Origin of the sequence: Streptomyces sp. NPDC017979, assembly GCF_044328175.1 — a bacterium.
Classification (GTDB): domain Bacteria; phylum Actinomycetota; class Actinomycetes; order Streptomycetales; family Streptomycetaceae; genus Streptomyces.
The window spans coordinates 114,857-129,241 of the sequence record NZ_JBIRGU010000010.1; the positions used below are offsets into that span (position 1 = coordinate 114,857).

Annotated in this window: 14 protein-coding genes; 9 read left to right on the forward strand and 5 right to left on the reverse strand. The window is 72.3% G+C overall.

Translation table 11 applies throughout. The annotated features are described in order from the left end of the window. Nucleotides 1-45 precede the first annotated feature (45 nt). The 4 genes from ACH4E8_RS24360 (at nt 46) to ACH4E8_RS24375 (ending at nt 2,588) form a co-directional block, all read left to right on the forward strand. Nucleotides 46-984 carry a PAC2 family protein gene (locus ACH4E8_RS24360; RefSeq protein WP_398451490.1) on the forward strand — a complete coding sequence of 313 codons (939 nt, stop codon included), beginning with the start codon at nt 46-48 and terminating at the stop codon, nt 982-984. 48 nt (nt 985-1,032) lie between these two features. Beyond that, complete coding sequence (coaE, locus tag ACH4E8_RS24365; protein ID WP_398451492.1) at nt 1,033-1,641, forward strand: dephospho-CoA kinase; 609 nt, start codon at nt 1,033-1,035, stop codon at nt 1,639-1,641. 101 nt (nt 1,642-1,742) lie between these two features. After that, nucleotides 1,743-2,123 carry a DUF3592 domain-containing protein gene (locus ACH4E8_RS24370; protein WP_398451494.1) on the forward strand — a complete coding sequence of 127 codons (381 nt, stop codon included), beginning with the start codon at nt 1,743-1,745 and terminating at the stop codon, nt 2,121-2,123. A gap of 96 nt (nt 2,124-2,219) precedes the next feature. Then, the gene (locus ACH4E8_RS24375) at nt 2,220-2,588 is read left to right on the forward strand and encodes a tetratricopeptide repeat protein (RefSeq protein WP_398451496.1); all 369 of its coding nucleotides are present in this window, start codon (nt 2,220-2,222) and stop codon (nt 2,586-2,588) included. 28 nt (nt 2,589-2,616) lie between these two features. Here ACH4E8_RS24375 and ACH4E8_RS24380 read toward each other — a convergent pair whose 3' ends face one another. Next, a complete protein-coding gene (locus ACH4E8_RS24380) occupies nt 2,617-2,910 on the reverse strand; it encodes a DUF6343 family protein (RefSeq protein ID WP_398451899.1) in 294 nt (97 codons plus the stop codon). Between the two features lie 126 nt (nt 2,911-3,036). Here ACH4E8_RS24380 and ACH4E8_RS24385 point away from each other — a divergent pair, with 126 nt between their 5' ends. The 4 genes from ACH4E8_RS24385 (at nt 3,037) to ACH4E8_RS24400 (ending at nt 9,601) form a co-directional block, all read left to right on the forward strand. Beyond that, nucleotides 3,037-4,008 (forward strand): acyltransferase domain-containing protein, encoded by a 972-nt coding sequence (locus tag ACH4E8_RS24385; protein WP_398451498.1) that lies wholly within the window; start codon nt 3,037-3,039, stop codon nt 4,006-4,008. 239 nt (nt 4,009-4,247) lie between these two features. Then, nucleotides 4,248-5,285 (forward strand): SPFH domain-containing protein, encoded by a 1,038-nt coding sequence (locus tag ACH4E8_RS24390; protein WP_398451500.1) that lies wholly within the window; start codon nt 4,248-4,250, stop codon nt 5,283-5,285. A 105-nt stretch (nt 5,286-5,390) separates the two neighbouring features. After that, nucleotides 5,391-8,297, forward strand: coding sequence for a DEAD/DEAH box helicase (locus ACH4E8_RS24395; RefSeq protein ID WP_398451502.1), 2,907 nt, complete (start codon nt 5,391-5,393; stop codon nt 8,295-8,297). After that, nucleotides 8,294-9,601 carry an SWIM zinc finger family protein gene (locus tag ACH4E8_RS24400; protein WP_398451504.1) on the forward strand — a complete coding sequence of 436 codons (1,308 nt, stop codon included), beginning with the start codon at nt 8,294-8,296 and terminating at the stop codon, nt 9,599-9,601. Before ACH4E8_RS24395 ends, ACH4E8_RS24400 begins: the two co-directional genes overlap by 4 nt. Here ACH4E8_RS24400 and ACH4E8_RS24405 read toward each other — a convergent pair. Then, nucleotides 9,567-10,118 (reverse strand): hypothetical protein, encoded by a 552-nt coding sequence (locus ACH4E8_RS24405; RefSeq protein ID WP_398451506.1) that lies wholly within the window; start codon nt 10,116-10,118, stop codon nt 9,567-9,569. The two genes, ACH4E8_RS24400 and ACH4E8_RS24405, sit on opposite strands and share 35 nt — an antisense overlap. 280 nt (nt 10,119-10,398) lie before the next feature. Here ACH4E8_RS24405 and ACH4E8_RS24410 point away from each other — a divergent pair, with 280 nt between their 5' ends. Continuing rightward, a complete protein-coding gene (locus tag ACH4E8_RS24410) occupies nt 10,399-11,037 on the forward strand; it encodes a uridine kinase (RefSeq protein ID WP_398451507.1) in 639 nt (212 codons plus the stop codon). 26 nt (nt 11,038-11,063) lie between these two features. Here ACH4E8_RS24410 and ACH4E8_RS24415 read toward each other — a convergent pair whose 3' ends face one another. From ACH4E8_RS24415 to ACH4E8_RS24425, 3 genes are read right to left on the reverse strand one after another with little or no spacing between them, the layout of a single operon-like run. Then, nucleotides 11,064-12,212, reverse strand: coding sequence for a carbohydrate kinase family protein (locus ACH4E8_RS24415; protein WP_398451508.1), 1,149 nt, complete (start codon nt 12,210-12,212; stop codon nt 11,064-11,066). Further along, entirely contained in the window at nt 12,209-13,111 is a 903-nt protein-coding gene (locus ACH4E8_RS24420) for a pseudouridine-5'-phosphate glycosidase (protein ID WP_398451509.1), read from the reverse strand. The genes ACH4E8_RS24415 and ACH4E8_RS24420 overlap by 4 nt, the downstream gene beginning before the upstream one ends. 41 nt (nt 13,112-13,152) lie before the next feature. Further along, nucleotides 13,153-14,376, reverse strand: coding sequence for an MFS transporter (locus tag ACH4E8_RS24425; protein WP_398451902.1), 1,224 nt, complete (start codon nt 14,374-14,376; stop codon nt 13,153-13,155). Between the last annotated feature and the right edge of the window lie 9 nt (nt 14,377-14,385).

The following is a 14,385-nucleotide window of genomic DNA, read 5'->3' on the forward strand; positions in this document are numbered from 1 at the left end:
TCACCACACGTTCTCTCCTAGGAACCCCGAGGAGGAGCGGTAGCCGTGCTTGATCCACAGGATTTGTACGAATGGGAGCCGAAGGGCCTCGCCGTCGTCGATGTGGCGCTGGCGCAGGAGTCGGCCGGCCTGGTGATGCTGTACCACTTCGGCGGATACATCGACGCGGGTGAGACCGGCGAACAGATCGTCGACCACCTGCTGGCCACCCTGCCGCACCAGGTGGTGGCCCGCTTCGACCACGACCGGTTGGTGGACTACCGGGCCCGCCGCCCGCTGTTGACCTTCCGGCGCGACCGCTGGACTTCCTACGAGACGCCCGCCATCGAGGTCCGGCTCGTCCAGGACGCCACCGGCGCGCCCTTCTTGTTGCTCTCCGGCCCCGAGCCGGACGTCGAGTGGGACCGCTTCTCCGCCGCCGTCGCCCAGATCGTCAAGCGCCTCGGCGTCCGCCTCGCGGTCAACTTCCACGGCATCCCCATGGGTGTGCCGCACACCCGACCCGTCGGACTGACCCCGCACGGGAACCGCACGGACCTGATGCCGGGGCACCGCAGCCCCTTCGACGAGGCCCAGGTCCCGGGCAGCGCCGAATCGTTGATCGAGTACCGCTTGATGAAGGCCGGACACGACGTCCTCGGCGTCGCCGCCCACGTCCCGCACTACGTCGCCCGCTCGGCGTACCCGGACGCGGCCCTGACGGCCCTGGAGGCGATCACCGCCGCCACCGGGCTGGTCCTGCCGGGAGTGGCCCACGCCCTGCGCACCGAAGCCCACCGCACGCAGAACGAGATCGAGCGCCAGATCGGCGAGGGCGACGACGAACTGGTGGCGCTGGTCCAGGGCCTTGAACACCAGTACGACGCCATGGCCGGTGGCGAGACCCGGGGCAATCTGGTGGCCGAGCCGGTGGACCTGCCGTCCGCCGACGAGATCGGGCGGGAGTTCGAGCGCTTCCTCGCGGAGCGGGAGGGCGACTCCTGACGGGACCTGCACTGTGGGCACCCAGCGGCGGGAGCTAAGCTGCCGCTCATGCTGTCCGTAGGGCTGACCGGTGGCATCGGCGCCGGCAAGAGCGAGGTCTCCCGACTCCTTGAGTCGTACGGGGCGGTGCTCGTCGACGCCGACAAGATCGCCCGCGAGGTCGTCGAGCCCGGTACGCCGGGGCTCGCTGCCGTGGTCGAGGAATTCGGGGCCGAGATCCTGACAGCGGACGGAGCCCTGGACCGTCCGAAGCTCGGGGCCATCGTCTTCGCCGACCCCGAGCGGCTGGCGGCGCTCAACGCGATCGTCCACCCCCTGGTGGGGGTACGGTCCCGGGAACTGTCGGAAGCGGCCGGTGCAACGGCCGTCGTCGTGCATGACGTACCGCTGCTCACCGAGAACGGCCTCGCACCCCTCTACGACCTGGTGGTCGTCGTGGACGCGGCCCCGCAGACCCAGCTCGACCGCCTGGTGAACCTCCGCGGAATGACCGAGTCCGAGGCCCGCGCCCGAATGGCCGCCCAGGCCACTCGGGAACAGCGGCGAGCCGTTGCCGACCTGGTCATCGACAACGACGGCCCGTTGGCGGACCTGGAGCCCCAAGTCCGCACGCTCTGGGCGGAGCTGACGCGGCGGGCGGGCGCCGACACCGACTGAGCTGTGTCTGCCGGTGGCCCCAGGGGCGACATCCGGCAGTGCGACGTCAGTAATGCGTCAAGCAGCACGGCCGGGCGCGGGCGAGCACTAGCATCAACGTGGTGCAGATCGTCTTCGCCGTCTTCACCGTCCTCGCCGGGCTGGTCGCCGCCCTCGCCGGCGGGTACGGGCTGCACCAGGCCCGCCGCATCCGCAGGGCCGGCCACGGCGCCATGGCGTTGGTGAAGCCACCGCCACCCGGAGCGGAACGGGCGCTGCTGGAGTACGAGACACGGGACGGGCGCGTGATGGAGGTCCCCGCGCCGGCCCCGCTCAGGCCCGAAGGCAGCGTACGGCTCTGGTACGACCCCGCTGACCCCCGTGACGTCGTCGTCGACGGCCACGAGAGGACCTGGCTGGACTGGGGGTTCGTGGCCGTGGGACTGACGCTCACCGCCATCGGGGCGGCTCTCGCCCTGCTCGCCGGCGCGTCCGACGGTTGACGTCGCCGTCCCGCCCCGAGGCACCGCACCGCGACCGTTGGAATAGTGCGGCCGGGGCCGGTGTTGGAACCGTGCGCCAAGGGGAAGGATGCCAGCGTGCCCACAAGTGATCCGCACACGCATGTCGTCGACTACCGAGCGGCGGAGCAGTTGCTCGCCGCGAGGGATCCGCGTGGTGCCGTGAAGCTGTTGGATTCGGTCATCGCGGCCCACCCCGAGAACACCGCGGCACGCCTGCTGAGGGCCCGGGCCTTCTTCGCCGCCGCGCAACTGCGTCCCGCCGAGTTGGAGTTCGAGTTGGTGCTGGAGCGCGAGCCGGACAACGCCTTCGCGCACTTCGCCCTCGCCCGTACCTTCGAGCGCGCCGGCAAGCCGGAGCAGGCGAAGCGGCACTTCCGCCTGGCCGCGGCGCTCGACCCCAAGCCCGAGTACGTGAAGGCGGCCCGCTTCGACGACGGCCGTTGACTTCGCTGCGCCCCGGTACGGCCACGCATTAGGGGCGCCGGTCGTCGGGTTCGCGGGGCGGGCCGTGCTCGTCGGCCGGTTCGTACGGCGGGACGTCGGGGCCCGGTTGGTAGTGCGGACCCTGTCGGATGTGGCGGATGACCACGGCCAGGTCGACGATGACGATCAGCAGGAGCAGGCCGCAGAAGGCGGCCCATCCGGGGTGCGAGGTCAAACTGAAGATCGCCGTACCGCCGGCGGCCCAGACGAGCCCCCAGATTCCCAGCCAGAACCGCATCCGTAGGGGACTGCGTGCGGTCGTCGGTTCACTGCCGGTGCGCATGGGCATCCATCTCCTCCTCCAGCATGCCGCATGTTCCGGACACGAGACAGGCCGGAAAGCGACGTCCCGGTGGGCACCGAGGGGGAACGCGAATCGTTCACCAGGTGGGCGACGGAAGGGGGCGACGTGACCGTGGAGAGGGCGCAGCTGCCGGACGGCGACGACTTGGCGGAGGCGCTGCTGGACCTGGCGGTGCCGCACGAGGACATCGGGGAGCTGCTCGCGCTGCGCCCCCGGGTGACCGCCGATCCCGAGCTGCGCCGCATGCTGGAGGAGGCCGCGCACAGCTTGGTGGAGAGCATCGGAAGAGCCGTTTCGGCCGACGAGCTACCCGCCCCCGAGCTGCCGGAGCAGGGTTCCGAGTCCGTGGGCGCCGTGGGTCGGGGACACGGTCCGGTGTCGTCCGGCGCTGTTGCCCGCTGCTTCCCCGTTTACGTCTTCGTGGCCGTCCTGCCGCACGTCCGTGAGTACCACCGGGCGCTTTCGGTGCCCGAGGAGGTGTCCCGCCGCACCCTTGCCGACCTGGGACGTCAGATGGCCGTCCACCGCCGCGCGTTGGGCACGGGCGGGTTGGTGGCCCCGCAGTGGCTGCGGCTGCACTTCACGGGGTTGCTGTACGAGTTGGGGCGACTCCAGTTCGAACGGGGCAAGCTCGGGAAGCCGCTGGGAAGCGCCGTGGCGGCGGCGGGGCTGCCGCTCGGGCCCGGCGACGACGTGCTGGGGCTGCACATCCCCGACTACTTGGGGCCGCTGAGTCCAGAGGCGTGCGACCGGTCCCTGGCTCGTGCGCGGCAGTTCTTCGCCCGCCACTTCCCCGAGACGCCGTACCGGATCGCCGAGTGCCACTCCTGGCTGCTCGACCCGCAACTCGTCGAGTACCTGCCGCAGGAGTCCAACGTCCGCCGCTTCCAGGAACGCTTCCACATAGCCCACAGGGACGACGAGCCCAGCGACGAGGTCCCCGTCGGCTTCGTCTTCGGAGACATGCGCTTTGACTCCGCCGAGCTGCCCCGTCGAACGGGCTTGGAACGGGCGATCGGTGATCATTTGCGAGCGGGAAGGCACTGGTACAGCGGGCACGGCTGGTTCGAGCTGTGACCACGCTTCGGGATCTGTGGACGTGGGTGCCGTCACTCCAGGGCGACCTGTCGTGTCGCTCCGTAGCGTTTCGCCGTCCCGCAGCGCTTCTCGGGAGGTGTGCTTCTCCGTAGCACCGCGGTGCAGTTCCTCGTACGCGCAGGGTGCGTCGTTGCCGCCCGGTGCGGACCTCGCCCCGCGCCCGTGACCGGGCATACCGTGGTAGGGAGCGTCCAGCTCGGACAGAAGGGGGTGTCCCCATGGTCGAAGAGCTGGTGGTGGCCGGTTTGGCCGCCGTGTCCGGCATTGCGGTGTACATGACGGCCGCGGGCAAGGTGGTCAAGCAGTTCGAGCGCGGTGTGGTCCTCCGCCTCGGCCGACTCCACGGCGGCGTCCGCGGCCCCGGATTCACCATGATCCTTCCGGGGGTCGACCGCCTCCACAAGGTCAACATGCAGGTGGTGACCATGCCCGTGCCCGCCCAGGAGGGCATCACCCGGGACAACGTCACGGTACGGGTCGACGCGGTCGTCTACTTCCGGGTCGTCGAGCCGGCGAACGCGATCATCGAGGTGGAGGACTACCGCTTCGCCGTCTCCCAGATGGCGCAGACCTCGCTCCGGTCCATCATCGGCAAGAGCGACCTCGACGATCTGCTCTCGAACCGGGAGAAGCTGAACCAGGGCCTGGAGTTGATGATCGACAGCCCCGCCATGGGCTGGGGCGTTCAGATCGACCGGGTGGAGATCAAGGACGTGTCGCTGCCCGAGGCCATGAAGCGCTCGATGGCCCGGCAGGCCGAGGCCGACCGGGAGCGCCGGGCCCGGGTCATCAACGCCGATGCCGAGCTCCAGGCGTCCAAGAAGCTGGCCGAGGCGGCCAGCGCGATGTCGAAGGAGCCTGCGGCGCTGCAGCTGCGACTGCTCCAGACCGTCGTCGCGGTCGCCGCCGAGAAGAACTCCACCCTGGTGCTGCCCTTCCCCGTGGAGCTGTTGCGCTTCCTCGAACGGGCCCAGGCGGGGCCGCCGCCTCCGCCGCACCGTGCGGAGGAACCCGGGGGCAAACCGCCGGCCGCGGTCGAACCACCGCAGGCCGAGGAACCCTCCGGGCCGCCCACGGGACCGGAGAAGGCTCTCCGGGCGCCAGAGGACGCCCCGCCCCGGGAGGAACCGCCTCCGGTAGAGCCGCCTCGGGAGGCAGCGGTGCCACCTCTGGTGGACACCTCGGGGCTCGCGGACGCCGCAGGGGCAGGGCCGGAACTCCTACGGAGGCTCCGGTCGACACCGCCCGTCGGCTGAGCCCGGGAGCCGGGTCGCGGCCGTTGTCAGACCCCGCCCGTATGGTCGTAGGTCCCAGCACTTCGGTGCACGGCACGGCAGTCCGATGCGGACGGGAGGTGAGCGATGACGTCGTCGACGTCCCCGTTGCTCCCGTTGGTGCACGGCTGCGCCGCCGTCTTCCTCCCGGCGACCCTGCCGCGCGAGGGCAGGGTCGCCTTCTGGTCGCCCTCCGGCGAGCCCCCGCAGGGTGACATCGAGCAGATCACCGTCGTCCGGTACGGAGACGAGGGGGCCGATCGCCGCACGGTGCCCGCCGTGCTGCTCTCCATCACCGAGGCCGTGCCGCTGCTGGTGCGGGCCAGGAGCCGTTCCGGCGCGCATCCGGCCGCGGCGTGCTGGGGCGCCGCAGCCCTGCACGGCCTGCAACTGGTGGCCCGCGGTCGGCTGCTGCCCGGACTGACCCCCACCGATCACGACGCCTGGCGCGCGGGCCCGCTGGACGCCTCCGACATCGCCCAGTTGCGGGCCATCGCCGCAGCGATGCCCCCGGAGGCGTACGCCGTACCCGTGGCGGACGACGGCGACCTCAGGGAGGAAGACCTCCGCGTACCGGAGCCTGAGGCCCTGGTACGGGCCTTCTTCGACGCCGTCGCCGACACCCTGCCGCGCACCCCCGCCGCCGAGCACGCAGCCGGTGCCCCCTTCGCTGCCACGGCGCCCCAGCACTTGCCCGGGGCGCGGGAGTGGACGGCGGAGGCCGCGGCGGGCATGGACGCCGGGGTACGGGTGTCCCTACGGCTCGACCTGTCCGCGTTCGAGCTCTTCGACAGCACCGACGGTGCGGGCGAAGACGAGTCCGCGGAGGACGACGGCGGCGACGGGCGGAGCGCGACCGTACGTGCCGCTGGCGCCGCCCTCGTCCAGGTGCACAGCCTCGCGGATCCCACGCTGGTCATCGACGCGGCCCGGCTGTGGGCGGGGGAGGGGGACGTGGAGTTCGGCCCCCGCGCCAAGGTCGACGCGGTGCTCGCGCTGCGCCGTGCGGCACGGGTCTGGCCGCCGCTGGCCGTCCTGCTGGAGCGGGACGTGCCGGACGTGCTGCCGCTCGCCGAGGACGAGTTGTACGACCTCCTGGGCCCCGGTGCCGCCCGTCTCGCCGCCGCTGGCGTGGCCGTGCACTGGCCCAGGGAGCTGGCGCGCAGCCTCAGCGCCACCACCGTCATCCGACCGGCACCAGGTTCGGCGACCGACGGGACGCCGTTCTTCGACAGCACCGAACTGCTGGCCTTCTCCTGGCGGCTCGCGCTCGACGGCGATCCCTTGACCGACCAGGAGATGGACGCCCTGGCGGAGTCGCACCGGGCGATCGTGCGCCTGCGGGACCGCTGGGTGGTCGTCGACCCCGACCTCGTGCGCAAGGCCCGCAAGCGCGAGTTGGGCCTGCTCCAGCCCGTCGACGCGCTGGCCGCGGCGCTGACGGGCACCGCAGAGGTCGACGGCGAGACGGTGGACGTGGTGCCGACGGGCACCCTCGCCGCACTGCGGGACCGTCTGGTGCAGCAGACGGACCCTTCGCCGCAACCCCCGGGCCTCGCCGCCACTCTTCGCGACTACCAGCTCCGCGGCCTCGCCTGGCTCGACCTGATGACCTCCCTCGGGCTCGGCGGCTGCCTCGCCGACGACATGGGTCTCGGCAAGACCGTCACCGTGATCGCCCTCCACCTGCACCGCGATCGCCCGGCCCCCACTCTGGTGGTCTGCCCCGCCTCCCTCCTCGGGAACTGGCAGCGTGAGATCACCCGCTTCGCCCCCGGCGTCCCCGTCACCCGCTTCCACGGTGCGGACAGGGCGCTGCCGGCGACCGGCGGCGGCTTCGTCCTCACGACGTACGGCACGATGCGCTCCAGCGCGGAGAAGCTCGCGGCGCACACCTGGGGCATGGTCGTCGCCGACGAGGCGCAGCACGTCAAGAACCCGTACTCGGCGACAGCGAGGGCCCTGCGGACGATCCCGGCGCCCGCGCGCGTGGCCCTGACCGGCACCCCCGTGGAGAACAACCTCTCGGAGCTGTGGGCCCTTTTGGACTGGACGACCCCCGGGCTGCTCGGCCCGCTGAAGGCGTTCCGTGCGCGGCACGCCCGCCCGGTGGAGCTCGGGGAGGACGCGGAAGCCGTGGAGCGGCTGTCCCGCCTGATCCGGCCGTTCCTGCTGCGGCGCAAGAAGTCGGACCCCGGCATCGTGCCCGAGCTGCCTCCCAAGACGGAATCGGACCACCCCGTCGCCCTCACCCGGGAGCAGGCGTCGCTGTACGAAGCCGTCGTCCGGGAGTCCATGGCGGTGATCGGCTCCGCCGAGGGCATCGCCCGCCGCGGGCTGGTGATGAAGCTGCTGACCGACCTCAAGCAGATCTGCAACCATCCGGCGCAGTTCCTCAAGGAGCACGGCGGCGCGCGCGGTGCGAGCGCGTCGCACGCCGCGGGCACCCCCGTGCGGCTTGCGGGCCGCTCCGGGAAGCTCGCCCTCTTCGACGAGCTGTTGGAGACCATCCTCGCCGAGGACGGCTCGGTCCTGGTCTTCACCCAGTACGTCACCATGGCCCGGCTGTTGACCGAACACCTCACCTTCCGGGGGATCCCGTCCCAACTGCTGCACGGAGGCACCCCGGTCGCCGAGCGCGAACGCATGGTGGACCGGTTCCAGTCCGGGGAGGCGTCGGTCTTCGTGCTGTCGCTCAAGGCCGCGGGCACCGGCCTGAACCTCACCCGCGCCGGCCACGTCATCCACTTCGACCGCTGGTGGAACCCGGCCGTCGAGGAACAGGCCACGGACCGCGCGTACCGCATCGGACAGACCCAGCCGGTGCAGGTGCACCGACTGATCGCGGAAGGCACCGTGGAGGACAAGATCGCCGAGATGCTGGCGGGCAAGCGAGCCCTGGCAGACGCGGTCCTGGGCTCGGGAGAGGCCGCACTCACCGAGCTGACCGACCGCGAGCTGGCCGATCTCGTGTCCCTGAGGAGGTCGGCATGACGCCGGCGATCACCCGGCGCCACGGTCCACCGGCGCGCAATCGTCGCGCGGGCACCCCCACCGTGCGCCATGACGACCGTAGGCGCACGTTCTCCGCGCCCGCGCCCCGCTCGGGTGCGGACTCGACGACCAGTTGGTGGGGCGACGCCTGGGTCGAGGCACTGGAAGAAGGCGCACTCGACCCCGTCAGACTGGCCAGGGGGCGGGCGTACGCAGGCCGTGGACTGGTCGACGCGATCACGGTGACGCCTGGGCGCATCACCGCCTACGTCCACGGCAGCAGACCCCGTCCGTACCGTACGCAGATCCGGCTGCGGACGCTCACGGACGACGAGTGGGACGCGCTCCTGTCCGTGGCAGTGGACCGTCCCGACCACATCGCCGCGCTGCTCGACAAGGACGTGCCCCGGGCGCTGGCCACCGCTGCGGACCTGCTGCCCGCTGCGGGAGACCTGATTCCGGACTGCTCCTGCCCGGACGACGGCCTGCCGTGCAAGCACGCCGCCGCGCTCTGCTACCAGGTGGCGCGGTTGTTGGACGAGGACCCGTTCGTCCTCTTCCTGGCCCGTGGCATGGGGGAGCGCGAGATGCTGGCCGCCCTGACGCAGCGGAACGCGGTGCGATCGGCGGCCGAGCGGGCTTCGACGGTTGGCGGCGCACGGATGCCGACGTTGACCGCCCGGGAGGCGCTGGCTCCGCGCAGGCTGCCGCCGCTTCCGCCGCCCTTTCCCGTCCCGGACCAGCCGGGTCGCCCGCCGGCGTACCCCGAGGCGCCTGGTGCGCCGGACCCGCTCGCGCTCGACCTGCTCGCCACCGAAGCGGCGGCCCGTGCCCACACCCTGCTCACGACCGGCGTCGACCCCACGGCGCCGCTCACCGTCTGGGAGGACGCGGTGCGCCTGGCCGCCGCCCACCCGGGTTCCGGGCTCACCGCGTCCACTCGGGCGCTCTACCGCGACCTGGCCGCCGCCACCGGCCGTACGCCCGTCGAACTGGCCCGCGCCGTGGCGGCCTGGCGGCAGGGCGGGCTGGTCGCGCTCGGCGTGCTGGAAGAGCCCTGGGACCCGCCAGCGGGCCCCTTCGACCGAGCCGGACCCGCCCTGGTCGCAGCGGACTTCACGGGCTTCCGGCCGCGGCGCAACTGGCTGTCCACCCGGACGCTCCAAATCCGCTTCGGTCGGGACGGCGTTTGGTACGGGTACGAGTCCGAGCCCGATCAGGAGGACTGGTGGCCGCGCGGCACGCCGGACGCCGATCCGGTGGGCGTCGTCACAGCGATGTCGCCCACGCCCGCAGTCGGGTGAAGTCCTGCTCCCGCAGTCCCCTCCCCGGGTGGATGCGCAGCAAGAGCGCGGGCGCGTCGTGGTGTTCGGCGACATGGGCGGCGTCGTGTTCCGTCACCATGTCGTCCACCCATGCGAAGGGGCGTCCGGCCGCCCACTTCAGGACGGGTCTCGTCTTCCAGCACAGCCCGGAGGCGTCGGTCTGGTCGGAGCCGGGCGCGGCGAGCAGTTCGGGCCACTCGATCACCGGGAGGTCGACCGGCAGCCCGACTTCGGGCGCAATCATGGTGTTGGCCTCGTGCATCCACGCGGTCGCCCAGGCCAGTTCGAAGGGCAGCGAGGTCAGCTCGCCGCCGTGCGAGGCGTTCAAGTGCACGCGCAGCCCGCGCCGGTGCCGTCGCGTCCCGGGCGCCTGGCGCGACAACCACACCTGCGGGCGCAGCCGATGGGCGGTGTAGCCGCGCAGCCTGGGCAGGCGCGCCGCGAAGGGATTGAGCGGGCCGTCCACGTCGAGCAGGAGCAGCGGACGATCTGTCATGCGGATGCACTCTCCCCTCACCCGGTCCGTGACCCCGAGCGGGTCACGGAAGGCCAACGACGGGCATCCGTCGCTGATGTGCGCATCGCTGCGGCGGAGGCCGCCCCGCTCACCGGATCTCCGGCGGGACGGGGCCGGTCCGGACGGGCAGCCGGTCTGGATCGTCGCCCGTGAGCAGGAGGTTCGGCAAGCGTTCGGAGCCGGTCTCAACGCGGCTGGAGCCTCGCCTGGCGAGTAGTCGCCAAGGCATCGACACCAAGTCCTCGACGATGATGGACTGGTGAGACTCGAAGCGATCACCTGGGAACGGCTGACCGAGACCATCGCCGACAGGGTCACGGCATTGGTGGCCGAGGACGGCAGCCCCTGGTTGCGCATCGGGATCGACGGGGCCCCCGCCGCGCAGGGCGGGGACTTCGCCGGTCGGGTCGCGGAGGCGCTGCTGCTGCGCGGGCGGCGTCCTCTCGTGGTTGGGACCGGCGGCTTTCTGCGCCCCGCCTCGCTGCGGTACGAGTTCGGGCGTGACGACCCTGACGCGTACTACAGCGGCTGGTTCGACACAGGCGCGCTGTGGCGGGAGGTCTTCGGGCCCTTGGAGGCGGGCGGCACAGGGTGGGTGCTGCCCGACCTCTGGGACCCCGGGACCGACCGGGCGACCCGTAGTCCCCGGGTGGAGCTGCCGCGCGGCGGTGTGCTGTTGCTGCACGGCCCGTTCCTGCTCGGGCACTGGTTCCCGTTCGACCTGACGGTGCACCTCGGGTTGTCACGGGCCGCACTGCGCCGACGTACTCAAGAAGACGAGCGCTGGACGCTTCCCGCGTTCCAGCGGTACGAGGAGGAGGTGAGTCCAGAGGAGAGCGCAGACGTGGTGGTAAGGGCTGACGATCCGCGTCATCCGGCGTGGGGAGGCATGGACTGAGCAGTGGTGGATCAAGCAGTGCTTGATTAGGCGGTGTTGGGGCAGGCGGCATCGGAGGGCGCGGCGCCGGGCAGCACTGCCGGGGTGAGGGTGGTGCCGAAGGGTGCGGTGTCGGCGGGGCCGGTGCCGGATGGGTCGGTGCTGGTGGGGTCGGTGTCGGGCGGCAGCGGGGGCCGGGCGCCGGGCAGGGCCACTGCCGTCGTGCCGGCCCGGCAGCCGGCCGAGGCTGCGGTCACCGCGTCCGCTCCGGACAGCCATGCGGCCAGGAAGCCACCGGTGAAGGCGTCGCCGGCACCCGTCGAGTCCACGGCTTGGACCGCACGGGCCGGGACTCGGGCGGTCACGGCGCCGGCGGCGGCGACCAGGGCCCCGTCCGAGCCGAGGGTGACTACGACCAGTGGGACTCTTCGGCTCAGCGCGGCGGCGGCCGCGGCCACATCGGGCAGTCCGGCCAGGAGGCGGGCCTCATCGGCGTTGGGGACGAGGAGGTCCACTGAGTCCAGTTCCGCCAGGACTTCGGCCACGCCCTGCTGCCGGATGAAGCCGGCGGAGGCCGGGTCCATGCTCACCGTGACCCCGCGCGCCCGGGCCGACTCCCGGGCGAGTCGGGCCAGTTGTCGGCTGGAGTCGGAGAACAGGAGGTAGCCGGAGAGATGGATGTGGCGGACGCCGTCCAGCAGGGACGGTGACCAGTCGGCCGTGCCGAAGTGCTGGAGCGCGCCGCTGTCCGTGAGGAACGTCCGTTCGGCGGTGGTGTCGACGAGGGCGACGACGGTGGTGGTCGGTGCGCTGTCGTCCACGACGAACACGGGGCGTACGCCCGCGGCGCGAAGGTGGGCGGAGTGCCACTGCTCCTCGGCCCGCCCCACCCGGCCGAACAGTCGGACCTCGTGCGCGGGGTTCCCATGGGCCGTCCAGCACGCGACGTTCGCTGCCGCCCCGCCGGGAAGGATCCGGATCCGGGCGGGGGTGTCGGTGCCGTGCGCCAGGGGCGTGGAGTGTCGGGCGATGACGTCCGTGGCGACTTCGCCGATGACGAGGAGGGCGGCAGGCGTGGTGGATGTCGGGCCGGGGGAGCGGGACAGGTGTGCCGCTGCGGTGGCTCCCGCGGTGGATGCGGTCCTGACCTCGTGCCCGGTCTGGTGTCCGGCCTTGTGCCTGGGACCCGGGGTCATAGCGCGGCCGCGATGAGGGCTGCGAGTCGGGCGTTGCCGCGTACCGCGGCGACGTTCGCCTCCAGGGACGCGCCGTGCGTGCGGCGGGTGAGGAAGTCGAGGAGGAAAGGGGTGACGGCTTGTCCCACGATGCCGCGTTCCGTGCACTCGTCCAGTGCTTCACGGAGCACGCGGTCGTGCAGGTCGGGGTCCAACTGGTGCGACTCCGGAACCGGGTTGGCGATCACCAGGGCCGACCGGGGGTCGCCCAGTGCGTCGCGGGCGCGGATCACGGAGGCGGCCTCTTCGGGGGAGCGGACCGTCCAGTCCACGGGCTCCCCGGAGGAGGTCAGGTAGAAGCCGGGGAAGCGGTCCGTGCCGTAGCCGACGACGCCCACGCCCAGGGTCTCCAGCCGTTGCAGCGTCGCGGGGACGTCCAGGACGGACTTCACCCCTGCACAGACCACCGCGATCCCGGTCTGCGCCAGGATCCGTAGGTCCGCCGACTCGTCCTGGGAGTGCGTCCACTCGCGGTGCACCCCGCCGAGCCCGCCCGTGGCGAAGACCCGGATCCCGGCTCGGGCGGCGAGGAAGGCCGTGGCCGAGACCGTGGTCGCGCCGCTCGCACCCGCGGCGACGGCGGGCGCCAGGTCGCGCTGGCCGAGTTTGCGTACGCCGCCCTCCAGGGCGATCCGCTCCAACTGGTCCTCGGCCAGGCCGACGTGCACCCGTCCGTCGAGCACGGCGACGGTGGCGGGGACCGCGCCCGCCGAGCGCACGAGCCCCTCCAACTCCGCCGCGACGACGAGGTTGCGCGGGTGGGGCAGCCCGTGCGCGATGATCGTGGACTCCAGGGCCACCACGGGGCGGCCTGCGGACAGCGCTTCGAGTACTTCCTCGGATACCTCGGTCAGCAGCATGTCCCATCCCTCGCACGGGAAGGGGCCCGGCAAACCCTCCGTTACCTGACCGCCCTGCGGATGGCGAACACCGCCAGGGGCAGCAGAAGGAGTGCACCGATCACGTTCAGCCAGCCGTAGCCCGCCTGTGCTAGGACGACGCCGGCGAGGGCGCCGACGATGCCGGCAGAGGCGTTCATCGCCAGGTCCGACAGGCCCTGGACGGCAGGTCCGGCGGACGGCGGCACGGAGTCCGTGAGCAGGGCGGAGCCCGACACCACGCCTGCCGACCACCCGAGGCCCAACAGGACGAGACCGGCCGCGGTCTGGCCGTGGTTGGTGCCCGAGGTGCCCGCCAACAGTGCCGCCGCGCCCAGTAGTCCGACCGTGAGGCCGATCACCGAGAGCCGGCCGAAACGGTCCGTCAACCAGCCCATCACCGGGGACAACGCGTACATCCCCGCGATGTGACCGCTGATGACCAGTCCGATCAATTCGATGCTCGCGCCGTGGTGCCCGAGGGCGATGGGGGTCATCGACATGATCGCCACCATCGCGGTGTGCGACACGGCGATCGTGACCAGGGCGAGCTGGGCCATCGGGGACTCCCGGACGACACGGATCGCGGACCGCATCGAACCGGCCTCGGGGGACGGCGCCTCGCGAGCGAGGGCGCGGGCGGTCAGCAGCGGGTCGGGGCGCAGCAGTAGATGGAGTGCCGCGGCGGCGAGGAGGAACACCCCGGCCGCCCAGACGAAGGGGCCGGCGGCGACCGGCATGCCGAAGCCGGAGACGGCCCGCCCCGCGGGGGCCGCGATGTTCGGCCCGAGGACCGCGCCGATCGTGGTCGCCCACACCACCATGGAGATCGACTGGCCGCGGCGTTCGGGCAGGGCGAGGTCGGCGGCGGCGAACCGGGCCTGGAGGTTCGCCGAGGTCGCACCGCCGAACGCGGTCAGACCGAGCAGCAGCACCGGGAAGCTGTCGATCATGGCGCCGAGCACGACAACGCCGGCGCCCACCGCACCGATGAGGTACGCGAGGACGAGCCCGGCCCGCCGTCCGCGGGCAGTCATCAGCGAGGCCAACGGCACCGACAACAGCGCCGGCCCGACGACCGATGCGGTGGAGGCCAACCCGGAGAGCGCGTCCGTGCCGCTGATCTCCCTGGCCAGCACCGCGCCCAGGGCGACACCGGTCGCGATGCCCAGTCCGCCGAGTACCTGGCTGATGACCAGGGCGATGGTGACCCGCCGGCGCAGCGCGGGCAGCTCCTCCTCGGTCACCGCCGAGGC

What these genes read in the sequence shown, in the direction of transcription:
- ACH4E8_RS24415 (WP_398451508.1), bottom strand. Translation starts at nt 12,212, where the DNA reads ATGACCCCGGGTCCCAGGCACAAGGCCGGACACCAGACCGGGCACGAG.
- ACH4E8_RS24395 (WP_398451502.1), top strand. Translation starts at nt 5,391, where the DNA reads ATGACGTCGTCGACGTCCCCGTTGCTCCCGTTGGTGCACGGCTGCGCC.
- coaE (WP_398451492.1), top strand. Translation starts at nt 1,033, where the DNA reads ATGCTGTCCGTAGGGCTGACCGGTGGCATCGGCGCCGGCAAGAGCGAG.
- ACH4E8_RS24420 (WP_398451509.1), bottom strand. Translation starts at nt 13,111, where the DNA reads ATGCTGCTGACCGAGGTATCCGAGGAAGTACTCGAAGCGCTGTCCGCA.
- ACH4E8_RS24390 (WP_398451500.1), top strand. Translation starts at nt 4,248, where the DNA reads ATGGTCGAAGAGCTGGTGGTGGCCGGTTTGGCCGCCGTGTCCGGCATT.
- ACH4E8_RS24380 (WP_398451899.1), bottom strand. Translation starts at nt 2,910, where the DNA reads ATGCGCACCGGCAGTGAACCGACGACCGCACGCAGTCCCCTACGGATG.
- ACH4E8_RS24405 (WP_398451506.1), bottom strand. Translation starts at nt 10,118, where the DNA reads ATGACAGATCGTCCGCTGCTCCTGCTCGACGTGGACGGCCCGCTCAAT.
- ACH4E8_RS24400 (WP_398451504.1), top strand. Translation starts at nt 8,294, where the DNA reads ATGACGCCGGCGATCACCCGGCGCCACGGTCCACCGGCGCGCAATCGT.